Below are 25,564 nucleotides of genomic sequence, written 5' to 3'. Positions count from 1 at the left end.
CTTAACCAAATATTAGAGGGAACAGTACCCAGATCATTATTAAACCACCAATAAAAAAACCAACCACAGCAATTAAAGAAGGTAATTGAAAGCTGCTTAATCCTGTAATTGCGTGCCCTGAAGTACAACCATCTGCGTAACGAGTTCCAAAACCAATTAAAAGTCCTGCAATTAATAAAATAGCAAAGCCTTTTAGGGTTAACATATTATCAATACTAAAGATTTCATTTGGTACATAGGTTTTTCCTGCTTCAGCAAAACCTAATTCTGCTAATTCGTTAACAGTGGTAGGGTTTAAATCAATTCCAGGTGTTGCAGATAAATAGTTAATAGCTATATATCCTCCAATTAATAAACCAACTAAAAAGATAATGGCCCAGTCACGTTCTTTCCAATCTTTTTTAAAATAGTCTGATACTTTACCAGCGCCAGCCATGGTACACATAGTTTCTAAGTTTGTTGATACACCAAAGTTTTTTCCGAAGTAAAAAAACAAGAAAAGTACGATAGCTATAAGTGGCCCAGATACATACCAAGGCCAAGGTTGTAATATAAAATCCATTATAATATATTTTTTAAATAAGTGATAATGGTTTTTGTTGCCCCTACATTTTTTAAAATGTAATTGTGGTTAACTTCCCCCATTTGCTGTCTTAGTTTTTTGCCTGATTTCAATAAAGCAAAATTACTAGAAAAATCGTTAGTATTTATAACGGTTTTTGCACCACCAATTTTAAGTAAATCAACTGCTTCTTGGAATTTGCTGTATTTGTTACCACCAAAAACAACAGGAATACCATATGTGGCAGGTTCTAAAATATTGTGTAAACCCGTAGCTAAACCACCTCCTACATAGGCAACATCAGCGTATGAATATATTTTGGTAAGTAAGCCAATAGTGTCAATGATAAAAACTTGATATTCTGATAACTCTTTGTTTACTTTTTCAGAGTAAAGAGCAGTTTTTTTGTTGATAGAATCTTGTAATTCTTTAATTTGCTTTCTTTGAATGTTATGTGGGGCAATGATAAATTTTTCATCACTGGAAGCATGATTATTTATATAATCTACAATAAGTTCTTCGTCTTCTTTCCAAGTACTTCCCGCAACAACAGTGTAATAATTATTTTTAAATTCAGTAATAAAATCTAAAGAGTTATTTTTTTGTAAAATATCGTATACACGGTCAAATCGCGTATCACCAGCAATGGTTACGTTATTAAAATTAATAGAATTTAATAAGTCTTTAGAAGTTTTGTTTTGTACAAAAAAGTGATTAAAAGCCATTAGTTTATTACGTATAAAACCTCCATGCCATTTAAAAAAGGATTGTTTTTTTCTGAAAATTCCTGAAATTAAAATCGTAGGAACATTATGTTTTTTTAATTCTGAAAGAAGATTAGGCCAAAACTCATACTTTATCATAATAGCCATATCTGGATGTACTTTTTTGATGAATTTTTTAACGTTCGATTTTGTGTCTAATGGTAAATAGCAAATAACATCAGCTAATGGATAGTTTTTTCTGATTTCATAACCAGAAGGAGAGAAAAAAGTAACAACTATTTTGTAACCTGTATAAAGCTGCTTTAACTCTTCAATAATAGGTCTTCCTTGTTCAAATTCCCCTAAAGAAGCAGCATGAAACCAAATTACTTTATCAGTTTTGGAAATACTGTCTAGTCTTGAAAATGTTTCTTTTCTTCCTTCATAAAATAACTTTATCTTTTTGTTGAATAAAGCCATAAACGGAAGTAGAACTGATACTATAGAAAGAAGTAAATTGTATAAGAAATTCATTATGCGAATTTATGAAATAAAAAAATCAGTGAAGTTACTCACTGATTTTTTATTCTATGTTGAAATATGTTATGATTCCATTTCAAAATCTTCCATGAACTTAGTGGTATAATTACCCGCTACGTAATCTGGATGATCCATTAATTGTCTGTGGAAAGGAATTGTTGTTTTTACACCTTCAATAACATACTCATCTAATGCACGTTTCATTTTGTTAATCGCTTCTTCACGAGTTTGTGCAGTAACAATTAACTTAGAAATCATTGAATCGTAGTTTGGTGGAATCATATATCCTGCATATACGTGAGTATCGATACGAACACCATGACCACCTGGAGCATGATAAGAGGTTATTTTTCCTGGAGCAGGTCTAAATCCGTTATAAGGATCTTCTGCATTAATTCTACATTCAATTGAGTGTAATTGTGGCTTGTAGTTTTTACCAGAAATTGGCACACCAGCCGCAACTAAAATTTGTTCACGAATTAAATCGTAGTCTACAACTTCTTCAGTAATTGGATGCTCTACCTGAATACGAGTATTCATCTCCATAAAGTAGAAGTTACGATGTTTGTCTACTAAGAACTCAACTGTACCAGCACCTTCATACTTAATATATTCAGCAGCTTTTACAGCAGCAGCTCCCATAGCATCACGTAATTCTTCTGTCATGAATGGAGAAGGAGTTTCCTCAGTTAATTTTTGGTGACGACGTTGAACTGAACAATCTCTTTCAGATAAGTGACAAGCTTTACCATAAGCATCACCTACTACTTGGATTTCAATATGGCGAGGTTCTTCAATTAACTTCTCCATATACATATCGTCATTTCCAAAAGCAGCTTTAGATTCTTGTCTAGCAGAATCCCAAGCATCTTTTAAATCTTCAGCTTTCCAAACAGCACGCATACCTTTACCACCACCACCGGCAGATGCTTTTAACATTACAGGGTATCCTGTTTCTACAGCGACTTTTTCACATTCTTCAAATGTGGTAATTACACCGTCACTACCTGGTACACACGGTACTCCAGCAGCTTTCATGGTAGCTTTAGCGTTCGCTTTGTCTCCCATTTTATCAATCATCTCAGGAGAAGCTCCGATAAACTTAATTTCGTGCTCTTCACATAGTTTTGAGAATTTAGCGTTTTCTGCTAAGAAACCATATCCTGGGTGAATTCCGTCAGCGTTTGTAATCTCTGCAGCTGCTATGATGCGATCCATTTTTAAATAAGACTCGCTACTTGGAGCAGGTCCAATACACACCGCTTCATCAGCAAATCGTACGTGTAAGCTTTCAGCATCTGCTTTAGAATAAACAGCTACTGTTTTTATCCCCATCTCTTTACAGGTTCTAATTACACGTAGCGCGATTTCGCCTCTATTGGCAATTAATATCTTTTTAAACATGTCTTTTAGTTTATGAGTTTATTGGGTTTAGTTGTTTAAGAGTTTAGCATAGCTAAACTTCTAAACTTAAAACTTCTAAACCAAAAATTATGATGGGTCTACTAAAAATAATGGTTGATCAAATTCTACTGGAGAAGAATCATCCACTAATACTTTAACTATTTTACCAGATACTTCTGATTCAATTTCGTTAAATAATTTCATTGCTTCGATGATACAAACAGTATCACCAACTTTTACTTCTGTTCCTACTTCAGCAAAATTAGGTTTATCTGGAGAAGGTTTTCTGTAGAAAGTACCTATGATAGGTGATTTTATAGTTACGTATTTTGAGTCGTCTGTAGATTCAGCTGCTACTGGGGCTGCAGCTGGTGTAGCCGGTTGTGCAACAGGGGCAGGAGTTATCATTTGTGGAGCTGCTGCTGGAGCAGGAGCTTGAATAATAGTAGTTTCAGGAGTGTCACTTCCAGTTTTAATGGTGATTTTAATATCTTCCATTTCTAGCTTTACTTCACTTGCACCTGACTTAGCTACAAACTTTATAAGACTTTGAATTTCTTTAATGTCCATTTTCCTAAATTTTAGTTGTTTAGTTATGAGTTATATGCCCATTTTAAGTAGATAGCTCCCCATGTGAAGCCCCCACCAAATGCGGCAAAAATTAAATTATCTCCTTTTTTCAACTCTTTTTCATAGTCAGCAAGTAACAACGGTAAAGTAGCAGAAGTAGTATTTCCGTACTTATGAATATTCATCATTACTTTATCATCTTCTAAGCCTACTCTATTAGCAGTAGCTTCGATGATTCTTTTATTAGCTTGGTGTGGTACTAACCACTGAATGTCATCTTTTGTTAAGTTGTTTCTGGTTAACATTTTTTCAGAAACATCTGCCATGTTAGAAACAGCAAACTTAAATACAGTTCTTCCTTCTTGATGAACAAAATGTTGCTTGCTTTTAACAGTGTCTTCTGATGCTGGTAAAATTGATCCACCTGCATCGATTTTTAAGAATTCTCGACCAATTCCGTCGCTTCTTAAATACTCATCTTGTAACCCTAAACCGTCGTTATTAGGTTCAAATAAAACAGCACCTGCCCCATCTCCAAAGATGATACAAGTAGCTCTATCGCTATAATCAATAATTGATGACATTTTATCGGCACCAATTAACAATACTTTTTTATATCTCCCGCTTTCAATATAACTAGAGGCAGTTGACATACCGTATAAAAAACTAGAGCAAGCCGCTTGTAAATCATAAGAAAAAGCATTTACGGCTCCTATTTTAGAAGCTGTATAAGCTGCTGTTGAAGCTACAGGCATATCTGGAGTAGCAGTTGCTACAATAACCATGTCGATATCTTCAGGGTTTGTATTTGATTTTTGAAGTAAATCTTCTGCTGCTTTTATTGCCATGAAAGAAGTTCCAAGACCTTCGCCTTTTAAAATCCTTCTTTCTTTGATTCCTGTTCTCGTAGTAATCCACTCATCATTGGTGTCTACCATTGTCTCTAGCTCCTTGTTAGTTAGAGCATATTCTGGAATATATTTTCCTACCGCTGTTATAGCTGCAGTTATTTTAGTCATAGTTGTTTGTTTTGTAGTAAAACGAGTTTTCAAAGTAATGAAAATTATTTCACTTTTTTATGGAAAAAAACATCAAAAAGAGTATTTTTTGATGTAAAAACATAAAAAAACCCTCAAAGTAGAGGGTTTTTTAATTTTTTAAACTAGTTTTTAAGCCTCAGCAGCAGCACTTTCTAATACTACTTGACCTCTGTAATAAAGTTTTCCTTCATGCCAGTGAGCTCTGTGGTATAAATGAGCTTCTCCAGTTGTAGGATCAACAGCTATTTGAGGTACAGAAGCTTTATAGTGAGTTCTTCTTTTATCTCTTCTAGTTTTAGATATTTTTCTCTTTGGATGTGCCATTTTATGTCTTATTTATCTGTTAGTAAATCCTTTAATTTATCCCATCTAGGGTCTGTTGATGTTTCTTCAACAGTTTTTTCTTCGTTTATTTTTAATTCCTCTAATTTTCTTAAAGCATCCGATTGCATACTACCATCAATAACATTTGGGCGTACTCTTTTGCTCGGTACTGATAACACAATTAACTCATATATATATTGAGCAACATTTACTTGATAGGCTTCATGTGGAAGTATCAAGATTTCATCGTGTTCATCATTAAACTCAGGTCCAAACTTAACAACTAAATCTAAATTACCATTGATTGGTAAATCAAATAACTCATTGGTAATATCACAAGGAACATTAACTGTTCCGCTTATGTTAAAAGCTAGCTCTAATAAAGTGCTTTTTTTAACAAATGTAATATCAGCTTTTATGTTAGCGTTGTTAAACTCGTCAAACTGAAATGCTTCAAAGAACGTTTTGTCAATTTGATATTCAAACAAATGACTTCCTTCTTTTAAACCTACAAAAGGTATGTTGAATTGTTTTAAGTCTTTCATCTACAACTATCAATTTGAGCGTGCAAAGATATAAAAAATGTTTTTACTTTTATGTTTTGAGTAAAAAAAATGAACTATTTTGCTTTTAATGCGTTTTTTGTAAGTTCTTGATACTCTTTTCGGTTCTTAAATATTTGTAATGAGGTAAATAAGGCTTCTTTAAAAGATGTGGGATTGGCATTATTTTTACCAGCAATATCAAATCCAGTTCCATGGTCTGGAGAGGTTCTTACCTTGCTCAAACCAGCAGTGAAATTTACACCATTTCCAAACGATAAAGCTTTGAATGGAGCCAAACCTTGGTCGTGATACATGGCTAAAACTCCGTCAAATTGTTTATAGGTTTTTGAACCAAAGAAACCGTCGGCTGCATACGGACCAAAAACTAATTTACCAGTCTCTTTAATTTCAGTAATAGTAGGGCGAATAATTTCGTCATCTTCAGTACCAATAATTCCATTGTCGCCACAATGTGGATTTAGCCCTAGTACAGCTATTTTAGGTTTGCTAATGTTAAAATCTTGTTTTAAAGAGTTGTACATGATTTCAACTTTAGATTTTATAAGCTCTGGTGTAATCGTTTCAGCTACTTTTGAAACAGGAATATGACCAGTTATTAAACCAATACGTAATTCATTTGTCATTAAAATCATTAAACTTCTTCCATCAAAGTTTTCTTCTAGGTATTCTGTATGCCCAGGGAACTTAAATTCTTCAGATTGAATATTTTCTTTGTTAATAGGAGCTGTAACAATAAGATCTATTTGATTCTTTTTTAAAGCCCCAACAGCTGCTTGTAATGATTTCAAGGCAAATTTACCACCTTCTTCAGTAGTTTTACCTAAGTCTACCTTAACCTCTTCTTTCCAACTGTTTAATAAATTAACTTTACCATGCACAAGTTTATCTAAAGAAGTAATTCCATGAATACTGGTATTAAGTCTTAACGTCTTTTTATGATATGAAATCAATTTGTTTGAAGCAAATAAAACTGGAGTACAAAAATCAAGCATTCGTTTGTCTTCAAATGTCTTTAAAATAATTTCGATACCAATTCCATTGATGTCCCCAACCGAAATTCCGACAATAATTTTGTTTGCTTTATCCATAGTTTACTTTCGTAGGTAAAGTTGTATTTTTGATGCTAACAAAAGTAACTAAATTTTTATAGAATGTTTACCGGAATAATAGAAACTCTTGGAATTGTAAAAGGGATTGAGCGTGAAAAAGAGAATTTACACCTTACAATAAGAAGTACAATAACCAATGAATTAAAAATAGATCAGAGCGTAGCACACAATGGTGTTTGCTTAACAGTTGTGGCAATTGATAAGGATGAATATACAGTTACAGCTATAAAAGAAACACTAGATAAAACGAATATAGGTGATTTACAGATAGGAGATGAGATAAACCTTGAAAGAGCAATGAAGTTAGGTGCTCGATTAGATGGGCACATAGTACAGGGACATGTAGATGGAACAGGGGTTTGTAAAAATATAGAAGATGCTGAAGGTAGTACAGTTTTTACTTTTTCATATGATTTTGATGGCTCTAATGTTACGATTGAAAAAGGTTCGATTACTATAAACGGAGTAAGTTTAACGGTGGTAAACTCTAAAAAGGATGAGTTTAGTGTGGCTATTATTCCATACACTTACGAGCATACAACCTTTAAAAACTTTAAAATAGGTACCAAAGTGAATTTAGAATTTGATGTGATTGGGAAATATGTGGCTAGATTACATGCTTTAAGAGGATAAGATAAAATTATAAAAATTGCATGAAAACCATGGAACTATTTAAGTCTATTGCTTTATGTTTTTCTGGAGGAGGATATAGAGCTGCTTGTTTTTCTTTAGGAACATTGTCTTTACTAGAAAAAGTAGGTTTACTAGAAAATGTAAAAGCAATTTCCACCGTTTCTGGAGGAACAATTACTGGAGTTAAGTATGCACAATCTCAAATTGAAGGAAAAGAGTTTCAAACTTTTTTTGATGAGTATTATGCGTGGTTAGCCAAGGATGAGTTAACAAGTAATGCACTTAGTCATTTGAGATGGCCTTTAATTTGGAACCAGCCCGAAAATAAGCACAAGCGAAAAAATCCGATTAATGCTTTTGCTATAGAATATAACAAGCTAACGAATCAAGCGACTTTAGGGCAAGTTCAAGATGTAATAAGCCAAGGTAAAACACATTTAGAAAGGGTGGTGTTTAATGCTACGGATTTTGATAGTACACATCAATTTAGGTTTCAAAATATTAAAGGAAACCAAAAAAGGTTTGGAAATGGGAAAGCACATAGTAAGTATAAAGAAGTAATAGATGATATAAAGTTAGGAGATGTAATTGCAGCGTCAACAGCTTTTCCAGGCGGATTTGAACCTATGGGGTTTCCGTATGATTTTAGTCCTAATCATAATAATTTAGAAGAAATAGGATTGATGGATGGGGGCATTGTTGATAATCAAGGAGCCTCTGTTTTTGTGTCAGAAGCACAAAATCAATGCGACGGTAAGCCAGAACTTCATGATTTATATTTCTTGTGTGATGTTTCTTCACCATATCCTGGAGAAGGCTTTAAGTTTGCTTCTGATTCATGGTTTAGTAAATATGTATCATACGTGTCCAGTGCTTTTACCTTATTATTTATGTTAATAATTACAGTGTTTTTTGGAGTGCAAAAAATGATGGTTTGGTATACAATAAGCGTTGTAATATTGGCTTTTTTGGTATTTATACACTTTTTATTTTTCTCTTTATCTAAATTGATGCAAAATGAAACAGGTGTAGACCAAAGATTATATTTACCGCCAAGGAGAGTTGGTTTTTATATACTTAATAGGGCAAAATCTTTAGTTCGTATGGCAAGTGTAGTTTTTCTTAAGAATGATAGAAGGCAACATGCAAATGCTATTTACAGTACTTTTCCAAATAAAATAATTACATCTACAGTTTATGAGTTACGATGTAAAGATACTTCAGGAAATCAAACAACCCGACCAGAGAACGAGAGAGGTTGGGAGGAAATAAAGAAATATACAGGAGAGATAAGCGAAGCAATTATTAAAAATTCAAATAAAAGTACATCGTTCGGCACTACTTTATGGTTTACTCAAAAAGACAAGAAAAATAACATGTTAAACAATGTTATTGCATGTGGAGAGTATACAACCTGTTATAATTTGCTGTCTTATTTGATTATTCAATACGGAGATAAGGCTACTGAACTACCAGTTTTTAAAGAGTTATTATCTCTTTGGAAGAAATTTCAAGAAAACCCCAAGTTTTTAGTAGAAGAGCGTCAAGAAAAAATAAAAACCATGAACAAATAAGTGTTCATGGTTTTTTTTATGTTTAAAAAATTAAGGTTTTTATAGTGTCAACAATAGTTTTAACAACTTTGTTTTTAAAATGGCCTAAACTTATTTTTGAGATACCAGCAGCTTGTAAAGTTTTCATTTTGAATAAATCTTTTTGACTTTCTACCAGCCATTCAAAATCTTCTACAGTAAGCTTACCTTGTGCTAATAAAGAAGTCCATCTTTCTAGTTTGTCCTTTGATTCATTTAAAAACAGTTCAATGTCTTTTTTTGACTCTTTTGAGAACTCATTAAACTTTTCACTAAATAATGAGACTAGTGATTTTTTTAATTCTTGTAATATTTTATCGAAATCCATAGCGTATTAATTGTTTGAAAGAAGTTGTAATAATTTGTTTTTTGTAGCAGGTTCTTTTTTGCTTTCGTATTCAAGTAACAGATTAAATGCCTCAGTTATTTGCTTTTTAGCTTCCGTGATAAAAAAAGGTGAAAGCTTGTCTTTTTCTTTCCATCGTTTTAAAAAACCAGCAAGTAAGTTTTTGTCTTGGTTAGCTAATAACAACCACATCTTGTAGGTTATTTCATTGTTAGGCTTGTATTTTTCGTATTCAACAATTTTAGCAATTTCATTTTGTAGTTTTTCAATTTCTTTACTGTTTTCTTCATAAGAGTTTTCAGCTTTATCTATAAGTTGATTAGCGTCTATTTTTATTTCAATAGTTTTTTGAAAAGAATATTGATCATAAGGAGCTGTTTTAAGGATGCTGCAAGAAGAAATAAAAGCAGTAATAAACATTAAGATAAAGAAGGGCTTGTTGTTTTTCATTTTGATAGTTAGGTTAATTTTTAAAGCTAGTAAATTTAACACTTTATAAATCATAATAAAGGGAAAAAACACCCAGAAAAAAGAAGTGTTTTTCAGGAATGATAAAAAAAGGAGTGTTAGGTTTTATGAGAAAAGTCATGTAAATCAACGAGTTATATTCGTATCTTTGAGAAGGATGTAAATTAATTAAGTTATGGATATATCAGTCTTTTTACTAAAGTTTTGGGGATGGTACTGTATTATTTTCTTTTTTGTGCTAAGTTTTAATCCTAAAAGAGTAAAACAAATAGTAGATAATTTACAGGATGCAAGGTTTTTAATTATTCTTTCACTCTTTGCTATTATAATTGGTTTACTAAATGTTTTAGTTCATAATGTATGGGAGGCAAATATTAAACTTTTGATTACTCTGTTTGGTTGGCTAGCTTTAATTAAGGGAATCGTTTTATTTACTTTTCCCAAGCAAATGATTAACTTATTAAAACAAACCAATTTGAAATTTATACAAGCTCTATATATGATGTTGTTTTTTTTAGGGCTGTTTTTGTTGAATGAAGCTTACGGGATTGTTCCTTTTTAATCGAATTTAAACAGAAATGAAAAAAGATTTTATTACTAACTGATTTTTCTGAAGGGTTATATAATGCAATAGCATATGCTTTAGAACTTTTTTGAACAGGAAGATGTGGCTTTTATAAACAAAAAGCATGTATTTTTTGACACTATATTCTCTAAACCATTAGTAAAAGAAGTAGGGAATAGATTAAAGATACCTGTGTTGGTGTTACATGATTTAAGAAACTAAAAAGTAAAACAATGAGAAACGTAGGGGTTTGGTTAGATAAAGAGAAAGCTCTTGTTGTAACCATTGAAAATGGGATAGAAAATATGAAAACGATTCAATCTAATATAGAAACGTTTCGTATTCATGGAGGTTCAGGAACTCGATTTAAAGGAGGTCCGCAAGATGTGGTTCAGGATAGTAAGTACTTAGAAAGGGAAAAGCATCAAACAAAAAGATATTTTGATAAACTAGCAGAAGGAGTTAACAATGCTGATTCGTTAGCTATTTTTGGTCCAGCAGAAACTTTTGAAAAATTTAAGAAAGAGCTTGAAAGCTCTCATAAAGAACTAGACGCAAAGGTTAAAACAGTGAAAAGGGTTGATAGTATGACGGATAATCAAGTAAAAGCTTTGGTTAGAGATTTCTTTAATAATGAAAACTAGTCCAAATAAAATAACAATAGTAAAGGCTTCTGGAGAGGCTGTGCTTTTTTCGTTAACTAAATTAAAAAAGTCACTTAAAAGAACTGGGGCAAATGATACTTTAGTGTCTGAAATTTTAAAAATAGTTCAAGATGAGCTATATGAGGGAATTACTACTAAAGAAATTTACAATAGAGCTTTTGCTTTACTAAAGAAAAAAAAGAATGTATTTGCTTCAAAATACAAATTAAAAAAAGCAATATACGAGTTAGGACCAACAGGTTTTCCTTTTGAACATTTTATAGCAGCAATTTTGAAATATTCTGGATATAAAGTAAAAATAGGAGAGATTTTACAAGGAGAATGTATACAGCATGAGGTTGATGTGTTGGCACATAAAAATAATGAAACTACCGTTGTAGAATGTAAATTTCACAGTGAGCAAGGATTAGTGTGTAATGTTAAAATCCCGTTGTATATCCATTCTCGTTACCAGGATGTGAAAAATCATTGGAACACTTTTAATAAGCATAAAACGACCTTAACTCAAGGTTGGGTAGTGACAAATACACGATTTACAAATGATGCTGAGCAATATGGTAATTGCGCAGGTTTGTATTTGCTGAGTTGGGATTACCCGAAAGAAAATAGCCTAAAAGATATAATTGATAGGTTAGGACTATACCCTATAACGGTCTCTACACTATTAACTAAAAGAGAAAAACAGTTTTTGTTAAATAGAGATGTAGTGTTGTGTAGAGAATTGATAAAAGATAGTTTTTACTTAGATCATTTAGGAGTTTCTGATATTAGAAAGAAAAGAATTCTTGAAGAAATACAACAGTTGTGTAATGCTTAAAAAGTAATAGTGCTTAATTTTACTAAGGCTCATTTTTTAGGGGCAACAGGTACAGTTATAGGATCAAAGTTTTTGCTCGAAATGAAAAGTAAAAACGGAGCATAAAATATTAGCTCCGTTTTTTGTAACTTTAAGAAGCGATGTAACGCTTTACTACCCATAAAGGAACATGTAAATCATGAGTGAATAACTCTTCAGTAACACTTCCCACTAAAAGAGAAGTGAAGTTGTTGTGACCTTTATCGGCAACAAACAAAATATCCGTTTTATCCTTCTCAGCAACAGCTCTTATTTTTTCAGGAATACTGTCTTCACCAGCTGAAGCTTTTATAGTTTCTACGTTTGAGGCTTTCATTTTATTAAGTAGTTTTTCAAACTGTAATCCTACATGTTTTTCTACTTTTTCACGAGCTTTATCTACTTTGATATAAGGGAAAAATAGCTGAGGAATTTTAAAAACATTTAATACTTTTAAGACAGATCCTTTTTTTTTGTTAATAGAAGAAGCAGTATTAAAAGCTTTAAGAGAAGCCGAAGAAAAATCGGTTGCAATCATTAGGTTTTCTGGATTTAGGTTGGCTTCTTTAGGAATGGAAAGAATATTACATTTTGCCATTCGTAATAACTTTCCTGAAACCGAACCAGAACCTTTATATGTGTTTTTATTGCCAAGAATAATTAAATCAGCATGATATTTGTTAGCAACATAACTAATTAAACTTTCTGTATAAGCATCGTCAGAAACTAATAACTCATAATTACAATAGGCATTAAAATGTTTGTTAATGCTGTTGTCTAACTCCTCTTCAATAATATCTTCAATACTAATGTTTTCTAACTGTTCAGAAAATAAGTTGCTTATTTCATATTTTTTTACATTATGAATAAAATATACATTTTCTGTTTCATGGTTTTTTGCAAGCATGCTACAATACTTAATAAGTGTAACATCTAGTTCAGAAAGGTCTAAGGCTACTAGTATATTTTTAATTTTCATAATTTAAGATTTTTGTTTTTTCGAATCTATTAATCTTTTCACAGTTTCTTGGTATTCTTCCTTTTCTTTTTGGTTTAGGCGTTTAAGATGTTCTTTGTAATCTTCTCTTAATCCTTTAAAAAGAGAATAGCACATTAATAACAAAAGTAAAGTAAAAGGAAGTCCGGTTGCAATAGATGCTGTTTGAAGTGCTTTTAAGCCTCCTCCTAATAATAATACAGCTGCTACAGCGCCTTCTGCAAGTGCCCAAAATATTCTTTGCCCTACAGGAGCGTCAATTTTTCCGCCTGAAGTTAAGCTATCAACTACTAATGAACCAGAATCTGATGAGGTAACAAAGAAACTAGCAATAAGTATAATGGCAATAATATTTAACGCCATTGAAAAAGGGAAATCTTCTAAGAAGACAAAAAGAGCGGTAGCAACATTGTCATTTACACCGTCTGCAATAGTAGGATCTCCGCCTAAAATTTCATGTAACGAGGTTGCTCCAAAAGCCGTAATCCAAAATAAGGTAATCAATGTGGGAACAATCAATACTCCAAGAATAAACTCTCTAATAGTCCTTCCTTTAGAAACACGGGCAATAAACATACCTACGAAAGGAGACCAAGCAATCCACCATCCCCAATAAAAAATAGTCCATGAGTTTTGCCATTCTGTTCCAGTATAGGCTTCAGCCCAAGTAGAAAGGTTGATTAAGTCGTTAACATAGCTACCAGTATTTTGGACAAATGACTTTAAAATGAAAATAGTAGGCCCTAGAATTACTACAGCAAGTAATAAAAGTACTGCAATACGCATATTCATTTCACTTAAAAATTTAACACCTTTATCAACTCCTGAAATAACAGAAATAGTAGCTATTAATGTAATTCCTACAATTAACCATATTTGTAATGAAATACCAGAATCTAAACCAAAAACATGTTCCAAACCAGCAGCAACTTGCTTAACACCTAGTCCTAACGAAGTTGCTAAACCAAAAACAGTAGCTAAAACAGCAAAAATGTCTATAATATCACCAATTCTACCATGAATTCTATCTCCTAAAAATGGGTAGAAAACAGAGCGAATTGTTAAGGGAAGTCCTCTGGAATATGTAAAATAAGCTAAAGATAACCCCACCAAGGCATAAATACCCCAAGCATGCAATCCCCAATGTAAAAAAGTAACATTCATGGCTTCTTTGGCAGCAGCAGCGGTATTAGGATCAGCTAAAGGAGGAGAAGAAAAATGATAAACAGGTTCAGCAATACTCCAAAAGAGTAGTCCAATACCCATACCAGCACTAAAGAGCATTGAAAACCAAGAGGTGGTTGAGAATTCTGGTTTAGCTTTTGCTCCACCAATACGTAAGTTTCCGTACTTACTAAAAGCTAAGTAAAGCATAAATGTTACAAAAATATTCACAGCCAAGATAAATAGCCAACCAGTTTTGTTAGCTATAAAATTCTGTGTTATATCAAAATATGATTGAGCTCTTTCTTTAAAAAGCAAAGTTAAAGCTACACTAAGTATAATTACAATTGAAGATGTGAAGAATACAGGTCCGTTAACATCGAGTCCAAAAATTGATTTCCGTTCGTCACTTCTAATTATTTTTTTTGCTTTCTTCATGTGTTAATGTTTTATTCTATTAAAAATAATATCCAATATTTATGTTAAATCTCATATCCCAATTAGCATTAGGAGTTCCGTTGGCTAAAGCATTTGTCCATACAGGTCCTAACCAAGGATGATCTTTTCCTGCTGCAAAGTCTATATAAGTATAAACATTGCCAGCTGTTACCAAGAACCCAAAAACATTCATAATACTGTCTTCAAAATTCTCAGCTGTTTTACCCATATAACCAAAATCATTATAAACTTGTATACTAGAAATAGGCTTCCATTTCACAGGGAAGGTATATGCAGCGCCTAAAGTATATGTTGTTGCTTCTGTTGCAGTAAGGTAAGGAGCTCCATAAGCAGTTAAGGCTATAAGATCTTTATAAGTAGTATTCTTTGTGTTGTATTTGTATTTAGATACTTGTGCTTTAGCATCAAAGTTTTTCACGTTTAATTGATAGTGTAAGGCAAAGGCATGATGACTAGAGGTGTCTTCGGTGTCTAAATTATAGAGACCACCATATTGTGCAGAAAACCCTATTTTGTGTTGTGTGTTTTTATTTCCGAAGTGATAATTTACTTTCCCATTTAATTGGTTTGTTTCTTTATACCTTAAGTCTAAGGTACCATCTCCATCAATGTCTATAGAGGCAACATCGTATGAGTATCGACTATCAGAAACATCAGAGTTGCTTCCAAAATTAAGTTCTTCAGCATTTTTTAAAAAAGCGAAAGCATATTCCCATTTTTCGCCTTTGTGGGTGAATTTTAATCCCATATCATGGTCGTCTTCTAAACCAAGGTAATAGTTAATACCAAAAAACCAACTATGAGAATTGTATTGAGTAATACCAAAAGGTACTTGTGTTAATCCTAATTGAATGTTGTCTTTTTCATTAAAATCATACCCTATCCAACCTTGTTTGAGCATACCGCCTCCAAAACTTTGAGAATAAAAACGGTACTCGGCATTAAGTTTTATTCCTTTGTATTTTGCTTTAGCGTTAATTCTGAAGACGTCGAAACCGAAATCGCCTCCACGTTTTTTTTGACCATCTTTCCAAGAAGATAGGTTATAGTTAAATCGTAGTGCTCCGCCAATTTTAACCTCAGGCTTTTCTTGTGAAAACATAACTGTAACAAAAGAAAAAGCGACTAAGACTAGGCTTTTTTTTGTGAAATTCATTATTTATTTTAATAAATGTAAAGAAAGCGTACTCGTAAAAGCACATTTTCAAGTGAAAGGATAAGAGAAAGCTCTTTCTAGCTTAAAAAAATGATGATTATTCTGAGGGAGGAATGAATTTATCTGACTGATTTCTAAAAACTAAAAAGTTAAAACTGAAAATTCGTTTATTCTTTTTGTCTTTGAGTTTTTTTATCATAAGGCTGCAAAGGTACTGATTAAAAAGAGGTTTTCAAAAAAGAGAACCTTTAAGTGTTGAGCTTTTGAATTAAAATGACTGTTGATGTATCTCATATCCAATTCTGTTTTTGAAGCTTTTAATGATTATTTACTGAGAAGTATGTTATGAAGCGAGGGTTATTAATGAAATATGTTAGACTTGAGAGAGTTTAGGTTAAGAAGTTAAATTGATTTAAAAAATATTGATCTTTAGTGTTTTAAGTAATGGTTTTTGTTTTTATGTTTCTAAAATTCAATATATTAGTATAATAAATATCGTGCGCAAATGAAAACCTCAATGGAAAGAAAGAACTTGTACGGTTATATCATAAATAGCATTATGGTTATAGCGTTGGGTATTATTTATTTAAAACAAATAAATTTTAATACCAGTGATGCTTGGTGGAATTGGGTTTCATTAGGGTTAATAGTTGTTATTTTAGGAATGTTAACAACAGTTTTCTTTGTTTTAAAGGCGCAGATAAAGGCAAAAAAAAAATCGGAAGAAGAGCTTGTAAAAAGTCAAGAATTATTACACTCTATAATTAATAATACAACAAATGCTATCTCTGTAAAAAAAATTAATGGGGAGTATATGTTGGTGAATAAAAAGTATCAATCAATTTTTGAAGCATATGGTAAAGATTTAATAGGAAAAACGGATCATGACATTTTACCAAAAGAATTAGCAGATAGATATCTCGAAGCCGATTTAGAGGCTATGAAGCTAGGTGAAGAAATTCAAATAGAAGAAGAGATTGAGCAGCCTGATGGAAAACATACGTACTTATCTGTTAAGTTTCCTTTATTCGATATTTCAAACAGAGTTTATGCTATTGGAAGTATATCTACAGATATTACAGAAAGAAAAACAATTATGGAGTCGCAAAAGGCTGCGGATACTTTTTTTAATATGTCTATAGATAGTTTGGTTATAGCATCTAATGAGAGGTTTTTAAAAGTAAATACTTCGTTAAGTGATCTTCTAGGGTATACAAAAGAAGAGCTTTTGAATACTCCGTTTGCTACTTACATTTTTCCTGAAGATATTGAAAAAACAAAAGAGGCAATTAAGAAGCTAGAAGAGGGTGCGAATTTAATAAGTTTTAATAACCGATGGATTTGTAAGGATAAAAGTATTAAATGGTTGTCTTGGAATGCTACTTCAGATACGAATACGGGAACATTATATGCTGTGGTTAGAGATATAACCAAAGACTTATTATTTCAAGAAGAGAATGAAAAAAGAATGAATGAGCTGTATGAAAATCAACAAAAGTTGAATATGATTATAGAAAACATTAGTGATGGAGTGTTAGTAGCAAATACGGATAAACAGGTTATATTGGCTAATGAGGTTGCTAATGAGCTTTTTGGGATAGAAGATGATTCAAAAATATCTATTGATTTTTCAGATCATTTTAAAGTGTTGAACTCATATGATGGTAAAGTTTTTCCAGTTCAAAACTTACCAGCTGAACTAGCCTTGGAAGGTAAAGTAACCAACGATATTGATGTGTTATTGATGCATAAAGAAACGAATGAAATAAGAAGAGTGTTGTTGAGTGGAAGACCTATAATTGATAATGGGAATCACATTGCAGCAGTGGTTGTAACTATAAAAGATATAAGCAGATATAAAAAATTAGAAACGGAATTAAAAAGAAAAGATCAAGAGTCAAGAAGAAGAATTGGGTTTAAAAAAAATGATTCAAAAGAAAAGAAAGAATAACGCTGTTTTTAGAGTTAAAAAGGTGTTTCTTTTTCTTAGGAAGATAGTAAGTCTAAATATTAGCAAAAAACAACACTAAAATTAAAATAAGAAGTCCTATTAAAAAACTGCTATAGGCCAGTTCTAAATAAAAATACCCACGTTTCATCTCTTTTTCTAATAAAAACATAGTTCGAACTTGATTGCCTATTTGTAATTCTTGACTGTTTAAAACTTTGTTATAAGCTTTTTCGTATTCTTCTAATGTTTTGCCACTTGACATTCCTATCATAAAAAGGTTTTCCTCTCTCTTTTTGTATTTAGAAACAACATCTCTTTTAAACCGTTTGTAAAAGGCTAAGCTGTTTGGTTTAGAGGCTAATATGGAAAAAATTAAAGAAATAAAAGATGTTATAATTAATATAATGGCAATTTTAACACCGAAGTTAATCTCAGTAATGTAGTTGAAGAAAATAACAGAAGCTGAAAGTATTGTAGCGTTCACTTTTAGCATAATAGCTGCTTTTCTATCAATTAAGTTTAAAGTACTCAGGTAGAACTTATTTTGGTTTCGTTGGTAAGTAGCGAAAGATTTTCTAGGCTCTTTTTTTGTGGTAAATAAACCTATGCTTTCTTTAAGTTCGGTTTCTTTAGTAGTCATCTCTATAAAGTTTGTGCGATAAAGGTTTACTGAGAGTGATGTAACTAATGAAGAGTTGTAGTGTTAGTTTTGTTTCATCTTATTTCTTTATTGTTGATTAATTCAACATGTTTGTTATACTGTAAAATTAAATCGCTAGTAAATTATTAGTTTATTTCTTTTTGAAAAACCTTTTCGAGGAGTGACTTAAAGATACGAAAAAAATGTGTTTTAAAGATGTTTTATGTGTAATGTGTTGGTGTTTAGTGAGTAGGAGTGTTTTTTAAAAACAAAAAAGCACCAACTAAATGTTGATGCTTTAAAGGTGGTCCCACATGGACTCGAAGTAATTGTTTGTTGTTGTGTGTGAAAATTCAAAAACCCAATAAAATATAGGTTTTACAAGGGTTTGTTGTGTGTTTTTGTTTTGTGTAAATACAGTTAAAAATAGTTTTTCTTTCCCGTTCTCTTTCCCTTTTTGTTATATTTGGGAAAAATTGTAATTATGTATTTTTATCTTAAACAACCCAAGTCAGACAAAGCTACAGTAATTGATTTAATTTATCATTTAAAAGCTGAAAAGAAAAACTTCAAATACAGTACAGGACAAAAAATAATTCCTGCGGATTGGGATTTCTCTGCCCGATACCCAAAATTAAAACGTGGAGCATCTGGAAAAAAGAATAAACAAATAGCTCTTGTTTTGGATAATTATAGGAAACATTTAGAAGATGCGATTTCTGATTTTAAAATTCAAAACCGACATTTAACAAGAGAAGATTTAAAACTAATTTTTGAGAAAAAATTTAATGCAAATTATAAGGATGATAAGATACCTTTTAATGTTAAAGATGCTATTGAAGTATTTATTGAAAATAAGAAAAAAGGAGGTGGAGTGTCGGATAATTGGAAGAAGAAATATACCAATTTAAAGAATAAGATAACCTTATTTGATGTTTATAAGAAAAGGCAAACAGTTTTTACAGATTTAAACGAAAATTGGTTAGATGCTTATTGCGGTTTTTTACGTGATTTCCCGAACTTGGTAGATAAGAAAAAAGCTAAAGAAATAAAGTCTATAGTTCCAAAAGTAGGTCAATCAGACAATACATTATATAGGCATGTTAATTTATTATTCACATTTTTAAAATGGGTAAGAAAAAATTATAAAATTGAAATTCAGGAATTAACAAATCCAGTTGATGAATACGATACCGATGATATTCATTTGACAGACGAAGAAATAAAGAAAATAGAAAGGGTTTATTTAAGAAGTGAAGTTCTACAGAGAGCTAGAGATATTTTTTTGATAGGTGTATATTCAGGACAACGCTTTTCGGATTATTCTGTTTTTGAAAAAGAAGATATAGTGCAAACTAAAAAAGGAGAAATAATAATCAAAAGGGCAGATAAAACAGAAAAAGAAAGTTTTATTCCCTTGCATAATAAATTAAGGGTATTATTGGATAGGTTTGATTGGAAAATACCTCAAATGTCTACACAAAAATTTAATCCATACATTAAGGAAGTGTGTATGAGGGCTAAAATTAATAATATAGTAAAGAAAACTACGCATAGAGGGAATAAAAAAGAAGTTGAGTATCAGGAAAAGTGGAAAATGGTAGTCAGCCACACAGCGAGAAGAACGTTCATAACATTATCTTCGGAAAAAGGAATGCCCGACCACATCATTATGAAAATTACAGGGATAAGGAATACAGAAACTTTAGCCAAGTATAAAAAAACAAGTCAAGACTCTGTATTTGATTATATGAATATTACTTGGGGTTAAAACGTTCTTTTAATCACTTTAAAAATTTGATACACTTCATTAAGGTCTAACTCAAAATCTGAATACTCGGGGCTTTTATTTCTACTATGGCAAATAATCGTCCCGTTTTCTTTATCCAGTCCGATAATATCCTTGTGAAAAACATTCTGCTTAGAAAGAATAATCCATCCGTATAAAGTAGGATTGAATCCATCCATCCAATGATGGCGTCCAAGTTCTCTACCCAACACCAAAGCTCTATTAGGGGTATCATTAATTCCGCCACCGTTCATACTATCATTTTTAGTCCTAAACGCTTCGTAATTACCACGACCGTACTTCTCTACATTAAAAGTTACTTCCTCCCATTCATAAATCACATTTGCATCATCTAGTGTTTCTAAAAAAGAAGAATAGGCATCAAAAGGAATCAATCGTGTAGTTACGTTAAAACTACCATCAGGTTTTTCTACAAAAACATTTCCATTTGCATTGACCATAGTGTCCTTGTTGACAAGTTCCCCCTCTCCTGTAAGCAAATACATATAGTTAATCTCTTTATATCTATTAGTAATCGCTTTGGCAAGCTTTGGACTTATTTTACTTCTTCCATTTCTTACATAGTAGATACGAGAATTGCTATTATCTCCAATCTCTACTGATAAGCGGTTTGCTTTGATACCTAAATGGTCTAATAACTCCTGTAAAATTTCCGAACTGGTTTTCAACATCTTATCAATTTCTTTAAATTATTTTGTCCACAATTTATTCTAAAAGTTGACAATTGATTTTATTTTTGTGTCATAATTATCCACAAATATAACAATTAACGATAGATTATTGGTATTTGTGAGCAAAAAATAAAAAATAGCACAAAAATTTAAAAATTGAATATGACCCAAGCAGACTTATTAAAAGTAAACCTTAAAGCCTTAACCATTTTTAATGCCAATGATACGATGCTTACTGTAGATGGTTGCGCAAAGTATTTAAAGGTACACCCTAATACGGTTAAAAACCGCATCCATAAAAACACCATTCAAGCAATCTTTCAAGACGGTAAATACCATATCCCTAAAATTCAATTTTTAGAAAAGATAGTAGAGAGTTTTGAACAATAACCATGAAAAAGAAAGCGCAAAAAAACGCAAAAAGCGCAAAAACACCACAGCGATAAGTAAGCACTTATTGTAAGTAACTCACAACATTCAGGTTGTGGGTTACTTAAAAAAAAGCTTTAAAGATGCAAAAAAGAGTAAACCATTTTATTATGAATTACTCTTTTTATTAAAGTTTAATGATTAGTTTTTTATAACACTAAAGTAGTGTTATAAACATCTTTATCGCATATGCAATTTATGAAAAAAATATTGATTTACAGTATATTGTAACAATAGGCTAAAAAGTTTAGTGATTAGCTCCTTTACTAACCACCAAACTTATATTCACAACATAAAACTTAGTATTATAAAAATATTGTGCAATGTTAAAAGCACTTACTAAGTATTAGAAAAACAAAGGTACAAAAAACGGTTAGCTGTCACTAACCGTTTAAAAAATTGCTATGAAAAAGAAAAAAATTCTGCAAGGACGCAGAACCTTTTAAGAACCTCGAAGATATGAAAAAAAATAATACATCGCTCACAGCGATAGGATTGTACAATCAAAAAGTACATGAGTATTTACAAAACACAACGTTGGATGCGATAACCCAACTAGCTATCAAGCTATTTAAAGACAATGCGCAGCGCAATAAGCTAAACAATACGCAATACAACAAAGCCGTAGAGGAATTTAATACCCAACACGGGTATTTGCTTTTAAAAAAGGGAAAAGAGCATGAAAAAGCGATAAGTAAACACTACAACTATATCAACTATCCTTTTTTAGATAGAAGCGCTATGAAAAGCACGATGGATAACTACCGTCAATATGTACATAGCTATAATCAGCAAGCTGTAGAATATAACAAAGCCATAGCTGAGTATAACAAAACGGTCATAGCTCCTAACACTCCAACACTAGCCCAACAAGTTGCAGACTTTACAAAGAAACACCGTAGTGAATTTACAAGTACTTACAACAAAGAGGTAGCAAAATTCAATGCGCAAAAAAACGCAAACTATATCGCAAAAAAGCGCAAACCAACTATCAAGTACACCACGGAGCTTTTATTTAATGTCTTGGTAGGCTTTTATATCGCCCAATTAAAACAACGCAATTCATATCTCTTAGAAATGAATCGTCCAACCAGTGTATTAAAAAAAGCCTTACCAAAGCTAACCATAGACCATCGCAAATTAGCGACACATACCATCGCAGAGATACCAAGACTTGCTATTTGCAAAAAAACAGCGCAAAACCACATCAAACGCCTTAGAGAAGCCAACATCTTAATCAACTATGCATATATCAACCAATACAAACCGATAACGGTTAATTTCCACCCTGAAATTCTAACAATTTTAGACGGAAATCCACCAAAACCCAAAAGAATTGAAAACCAATCTTTTAAACAGGAGAACTGGAAAGAATTACCAGATAATAATGATACTACTAGAACCTTTTTATTAAAAGAAAAAGAAATAAAAGACTGTGTACATAACACAGAGTTTCAAAAGGAAGAATTTATATGTCCTGCGGACGGCTTCTACAAGAACACCACAGTGATAAGTAAGAAAACAACCACTCGCCCGCGCCAAACTTTCAAAGCAGTCAAAGCCCTATTGCCTGATTTTTTAAAGCAAGAAAAACCAAACCAAGGCACAAACAGTCCGCTTACGCATAATTTTTTAGCTCGATTGCAAGACGATAGAGAACTAGCCCAACAATTAGCAGATGGTGTGTATGACAGTTACAAAGGATTGCGTTATGACTATTTGCAAAAAATAGAACTCTACGCAAATGTAACGACTGAAGAGTTTAAGGCAGTTTTACTACAAGATTGTATCAAAACATCTGCAAAACTTTGGAAACAGCACAATGTCTATGTAGGCGAATGGAAAAAAGCCATCAATTACCTAAACAACGAACTATTTACAAACATTACTCAAAAAGCAACCCTAATTCAAAAGCTCAAAGAATATCGTTGGAAACTAGAGTTTGCCCGCAAATGGTTTATCAAATCAGAAGTAACCGCATTGTATCCCTCATTGTACTTTGATAAAACACGTACCCAAACCCATGAGATAGGCTTTTTCGGCTTGCATAAAGTTTGGAAAACCCATGTAAAGTATCAGGAACAAAAGGCAATAGAAAAAGCGCAACGACAAACGCAACAAAACGCAAGAAATCGCAAAGCGACCTATCAAAAGAAAATTACAACAGCCATCAAGAAATATGAAAAAGGCAATTATACAGCAAAACAGCTATATACCTATGTACAAACCAACCTACCACATAGCTATCTGTCAGTATTGCCAACTATGATAACCCATAAACATCAAAACAGAACTTAAAAGCAAGTTGTAACCTTATACTAAGATTAACATAAAAATGTGTAAACTTATTTTAAGACACACTCTATATAAAACTAAAACACCTAATTAAAAATATGTTATCAATGGATTTTAGAATGACTCATAAATTAACTAATACAAATTACTTTTTTTCTATATAGAAATATGATCTTCTGTTTAGTTGGTGTTCTTTTTCGGTACACTTATTTTGATTTAAGTCATTACAGTTGTTTAACAGCTGTTCTTCGCCATAACCAATAGCACTTTTTATTCTTTTAGAAGAAATACCTCTTGATAATATATAGTCTCTTGTAGATTTGGCTCTTTTGTCTGATAATAATTTATTATATGTTTGCGATCCTCTACTATCTGTATGAGACTCAATTCTTAAACTTATATCAGGGTTGTCTTTTAATACAGAAACGATATGTTCTAATTCATATTCGGCGTCTTCACGAATATTATACAGGTCAAAATCAAAGTAAATAGGATTTATAATAATTTGATCATCTATTATTAAAGATTCAAGTTGGATGTTCTCAGTAATTAACCTTTTGTTAATGTCAAGTGTTTTTGTGTTTTTTTGAGAATTTCGGTAATCTTTTTTTGAGGCAACGACTACAAAACTTTTTTCACAATCTACTTTTTCAAATAAATAACTACCATCTTTATTGGTTGTTTTAGTCAAAATGGGCTTTCCTTGTTTGTTTATAAGCTGAACGATAGCATTGGGAATAGGTGTACCTGTTCTTGAGTCTGATATAACTCCTTTAATATTCTCTTTACAGTCGTATATTTTAAAACTATAAATATCATCATCTCCCTTACCTTCTTTTCTGTTGGAAGAAAAGTAACCTTGAGTATGTTTGTCGTTAATAATGAAAGCAAAATCATCAAAAGGACTATTTACAGGGCTTCCTAAATTTACTGGTTTTGTATAAGAGTTATTCGTGATTTTTACCTCAAAAACATCTAAACCTCCTAAGCCAATATGTCCATCAGAAGAAAAATACAAAACATTATCATTTCCTATAAAAGGAAACATTTCTTTGCTTTCTGTATTAATAGTCTTACCAAGGTTTTCAGGTTTTCCAAAAGCATCATTTTTCAAAATTGCTATTTTATAAATATCGGTGCCTCCGTAGCCGTTAGGCATATCAGAAACAAAGTAAAGTGTTTTTTCGTCAGGGCTGAGGGCGGGATGTCCGCAAGAAAAATTATTACTATTAAAAGGAAGTTCTTTCACCTCACCCCAAATATTTCCTTTTTTAGTAGTCTTATAAATTTTAAGATGGGAAATATTATTTTCATCTCCAACTAATCGCTTACCATCAAAATTGTCTCTAGTAAAATAAGCTGTTTTTCCATCTTTAGAAATAACAATGTTTGATTCGTGATATTTAGTGCTTAACCCTTTAAGAAGGATAGGTTTCTCTACATCCAAAATTTTAATAGAGTCGGTACTTTGTTTTGCTTTATAAATGTTTAAATATGGTTGTTTATTCCATCTATAGAGTTTTTTGTCTTTTTCTGTTTTAGGTTGAGTTGAAGAAAAGTATAAATAATTACCATAAATAGACCCTCCAAAGTCTGAATAAGAAGTGTTGCTAGATAGGTTGTGAATATTTATATATGTTTTGTCTCGATTAGAGTATTCAACAAAATAATTAGTATTTTCTTCTAGAGCTTTTACTCGACTATCATTTTTATTTAGCTTTAATAACCATTTGTCAGATTCTTTTACCTTACTATTGGTTTTTAAAACCTGAGCATACCTAAATATATGTTGGGGTTTGGCAGTGTCTTCGTATAATTTCATTAGCTCTTGATAGTTTTTTTCTGCCAAAGTGTACTCAAAATTAAAGTAATACGAATCTCCCAATCTACTTAATACAGTATAAGAATTATCTCCTTTATTGTAAATAGTTTGATATAATTCAGCAGATTTTTTATAAGAAAACTCTTCAAAATACTTATTGGCAGCATACTTTCGCTGACCGCTAATAGTGGTCGGTATAAATGCTATTATAAGTAAAAAATATATTGCTTTTTTCATCTTATTTATA

The 25,564-nt window shown here is 31.8% G+C and carries 24 protein-coding genes; 8 read left to right on the top strand and 16 right to left on the bottom strand.

Features of this window, described 5'->3' with window-relative positions; genetic code table 11:
* Position 1 precedes the first annotated feature (1 nt).
* From D6T69_RS00815 to pdxA, 8 genes are all read right to left on the bottom strand, one after another.
* On the bottom strand, positions 2-562 hold the full coding sequence (locus D6T69_RS00815; RefSeq protein ID WP_125065999.1) for a YeeE/YedE family protein: 561 nt from the start codon (positions 560-562) through the stop codon (positions 2-4).
* Positions 562-1,800, bottom strand: a complete 1,239-nt coding sequence (locus D6T69_RS00810; protein ID WP_125065998.1) for a 3-deoxy-D-manno-octulosonic acid transferase — start codon at positions 1,798-1,800, stop codon at positions 562-564. The genes D6T69_RS00815 and D6T69_RS00810 overlap by 1 nt, the downstream gene beginning before the upstream one ends.
* A gap of 69 nt (positions 1,801-1,869) precedes the next feature.
* Positions 1,870-3,210, bottom strand: coding sequence for an acetyl-CoA carboxylase biotin carboxylase subunit (gene accC, locus D6T69_RS00805; RefSeq protein ID WP_073182137.1), 1,341 nt, complete (start codon positions 3,208-3,210; stop codon positions 1,870-1,872).
* Positions 3,211-3,297: 87 nt separating this feature from the next.
* Complete coding sequence (accB, locus tag D6T69_RS00800) at positions 3,298-3,780, bottom strand: acetyl-CoA carboxylase biotin carboxyl carrier protein (protein WP_125065997.1); 483 nt, start codon at positions 3,778-3,780, stop codon at positions 3,298-3,300.
* A 23-nt stretch (positions 3,781-3,803) separates the two neighbouring features.
* Complete coding sequence (locus D6T69_RS00795) at positions 3,804-4,799, bottom strand: beta-ketoacyl-ACP synthase III (protein ID WP_125065996.1); 996 nt, start codon at positions 4,797-4,799, stop codon at positions 3,804-3,806.
* Positions 4,800-4,949: 150 nt separating this feature from the next.
* Positions 4,950-5,144, bottom strand: a complete 195-nt coding sequence (rpmF, locus tag D6T69_RS00790; protein WP_047789948.1) for a 50S ribosomal protein L32 — start codon at positions 5,142-5,144, stop codon at positions 4,950-4,952.
* 8 nt (positions 5,145-5,152) lie between these two features.
* On the bottom strand, positions 5,153-5,689 hold the full coding sequence (locus tag D6T69_RS00785) for a YceD family protein (RefSeq protein ID WP_125065995.1): 537 nt from the start codon (positions 5,687-5,689) through the stop codon (positions 5,153-5,155).
* A 74-nt stretch (positions 5,690-5,763) separates the two neighbouring features.
* Positions 5,764-6,798, bottom strand: coding sequence for a 4-hydroxythreonine-4-phosphate dehydrogenase PdxA (pdxA, locus tag D6T69_RS00780; protein WP_125065994.1), 1,035 nt, complete (start codon positions 6,796-6,798; stop codon positions 5,764-5,766).
* A gap of 63 nt (positions 6,799-6,861) precedes the next feature.
* Between pdxA and D6T69_RS00775 the strand changes: the two genes are divergently transcribed.
* Together D6T69_RS00775 and D6T69_RS00770 are read left to right on the top strand one after the other, a co-directional pair.
* Entirely contained in the window at positions 6,862-7,452 is a 591-nt protein-coding gene (locus D6T69_RS00775; protein WP_125065993.1) for a riboflavin synthase, read from the top strand.
* Between the two features lie 29 nt (positions 7,453-7,481).
* Complete coding sequence (locus D6T69_RS00770; RefSeq protein ID WP_164506667.1) at positions 7,482-9,026, top strand: patatin-like phospholipase family protein; 1,545 nt, start codon at positions 7,482-7,484, stop codon at positions 9,024-9,026.
* A gap of 22 nt (positions 9,027-9,048) precedes the next feature.
* Here the strand turns inward: D6T69_RS00770 and D6T69_RS00765 are convergent, their stop codons facing one another.
* Positions 9,049-9,372: a hypothetical protein gene (locus D6T69_RS00765; protein ID WP_125065991.1), complete on the bottom strand. Its 324-nt coding sequence runs from the start codon at positions 9,370-9,372 to the stop codon at positions 9,049-9,051.
* Between the two features lie 6 nt (positions 9,373-9,378).
* On the bottom strand, positions 9,379-9,840 hold the full coding sequence (locus D6T69_RS00760; protein ID WP_125065990.1) for a hypothetical protein: 462 nt from the start codon (positions 9,838-9,840) through the stop codon (positions 9,379-9,381).
* Positions 9,841-10,656: 816 nt separating this feature from the next.
* Here D6T69_RS00760 and D6T69_RS00750 point away from each other — a divergent pair.
* Both D6T69_RS00750 and D6T69_RS00745 read left to right on the top strand, forming a co-directional pair.
* Entirely contained in the window at positions 10,657-11,067 is a 411-nt protein-coding gene (locus D6T69_RS00750) for a hypothetical protein (RefSeq protein ID WP_125065988.1), read from the top strand.
* On the top strand, positions 11,057-11,905 hold the full coding sequence (locus D6T69_RS00745) for a restriction endonuclease (RefSeq protein WP_125065987.1): 849 nt from the start codon (positions 11,057-11,059) through the stop codon (positions 11,903-11,905). The genes D6T69_RS00750 and D6T69_RS00745 overlap by 11 nt, the downstream gene beginning before the upstream one ends.
* A gap of 130 nt (positions 11,906-12,035) precedes the next feature.
* Here D6T69_RS00745 and D6T69_RS00740 read toward each other — a convergent pair whose 3' ends face one another.
* Genes D6T69_RS00740 through D6T69_RS00730 form a run of 3 tightly spaced genes read right to left on the bottom strand, consistent with a single transcriptional unit; the run spans position 12,036 to position 15,699 of the window.
* Positions 12,036-12,902: a universal stress protein gene (locus D6T69_RS00740; RefSeq protein ID WP_125065986.1), complete on the bottom strand. Its 867-nt coding sequence runs from the start codon at positions 12,900-12,902 to the stop codon at positions 12,036-12,038.
* 3 nt (positions 12,903-12,905) lie between these two features.
* Positions 12,906-14,522 carry a BCCT family transporter gene (locus D6T69_RS00735; protein ID WP_125065985.1) on the bottom strand — a complete coding sequence of 539 codons (1,617 nt, stop codon included), beginning with the start codon at positions 14,520-14,522 and terminating at the stop codon, positions 12,906-12,908.
* A 19-nt stretch (positions 14,523-14,541) separates the two neighbouring features.
* A complete protein-coding gene (locus D6T69_RS00730; RefSeq protein ID WP_125065984.1) occupies positions 14,542-15,699 on the bottom strand; it encodes a hypothetical protein in 1,158 nt (385 codons plus the stop codon).
* A 517-nt stretch (positions 15,700-16,216) separates the two neighbouring features.
* On the opposite strand from D6T69_RS00730, the gene D6T69_RS00725 reads away from it, so the two are divergent.
* Positions 16,217-17,650 carry a PAS domain-containing protein gene (locus D6T69_RS00725; RefSeq protein ID WP_164506666.1) on the top strand — a complete coding sequence of 478 codons (1,434 nt, stop codon included), beginning with the start codon at positions 16,217-16,219 and terminating at the stop codon, positions 17,648-17,650.
* Between the two features lie 52 nt (positions 17,651-17,702).
* On the opposite strand, the gene D6T69_RS00720 is transcribed toward D6T69_RS00725, so the two are convergent.
* Entirely contained in the window at positions 17,703-18,290 is a 588-nt protein-coding gene (locus D6T69_RS00720) for a hypothetical protein (RefSeq protein ID WP_125065982.1), read from the bottom strand.
* A gap of 484 nt (positions 18,291-18,774) precedes the next feature.
* Here D6T69_RS00720 and D6T69_RS00715 point away from each other — a divergent pair, with 484 nt between their 5' ends.
* Complete coding sequence (locus tag D6T69_RS00715) at positions 18,775-20,061, top strand: tyrosine-type recombinase/integrase (RefSeq protein WP_125065981.1); 1,287 nt, start codon at positions 18,775-18,777, stop codon at positions 20,059-20,061.
* On the opposite strand, the gene D6T69_RS00710 is transcribed toward D6T69_RS00715, so the two are convergent.
* Positions 20,058-20,771: a hypothetical protein gene (locus tag D6T69_RS00710; RefSeq protein ID WP_125065980.1), complete on the bottom strand. Its 714-nt coding sequence runs from the start codon at positions 20,769-20,771 to the stop codon at positions 20,058-20,060. The two genes, D6T69_RS00715 and D6T69_RS00710, sit on opposite strands and share 4 nt — an antisense overlap.
* A gap of 162 nt (positions 20,772-20,933) precedes the next feature.
* Between D6T69_RS00710 and D6T69_RS00705 the strand changes: the two genes are divergently transcribed.
* Together D6T69_RS00705 and D6T69_RS00700 are read left to right on the top strand one after the other, a co-directional pair.
* Positions 20,934-21,161: a helix-turn-helix domain-containing protein gene (locus tag D6T69_RS00705; protein ID WP_099214612.1), complete on the top strand. Its 228-nt coding sequence runs from the start codon at positions 20,934-20,936 to the stop codon at positions 21,159-21,161.
* 498 nt (positions 21,162-21,659) lie between these two features.
* A complete protein-coding gene (locus D6T69_RS00700; RefSeq protein ID WP_125065979.1) occupies positions 21,660-23,498 on the top strand; it encodes a hypothetical protein in 1,839 nt (612 codons plus the stop codon).
* A gap of 142 nt (positions 23,499-23,640) precedes the next feature.
* Here D6T69_RS00700 and D6T69_RS00695 read toward each other — a convergent pair whose 3' ends face one another.
* Positions 23,641-25,554 carry an OmpA family protein gene (locus D6T69_RS00695; RefSeq protein WP_125065978.1) on the bottom strand — a complete coding sequence of 638 codons (1,914 nt, stop codon included), beginning with the start codon at positions 25,552-25,554 and terminating at the stop codon, positions 23,641-23,643.
* Positions 25,555-25,564 lie beyond the last annotated feature (10 nt).

This window comes from Tenacibaculum singaporense, assembly GCF_003867015.1.
GTDB lineage: Bacteria > Bacteroidota > Bacteroidia > Flavobacteriales > Flavobacteriaceae > Polaribacter > Polaribacter singaporensis.
This window is presented reverse-complemented; position numbering and strand designations above follow the sequence as displayed.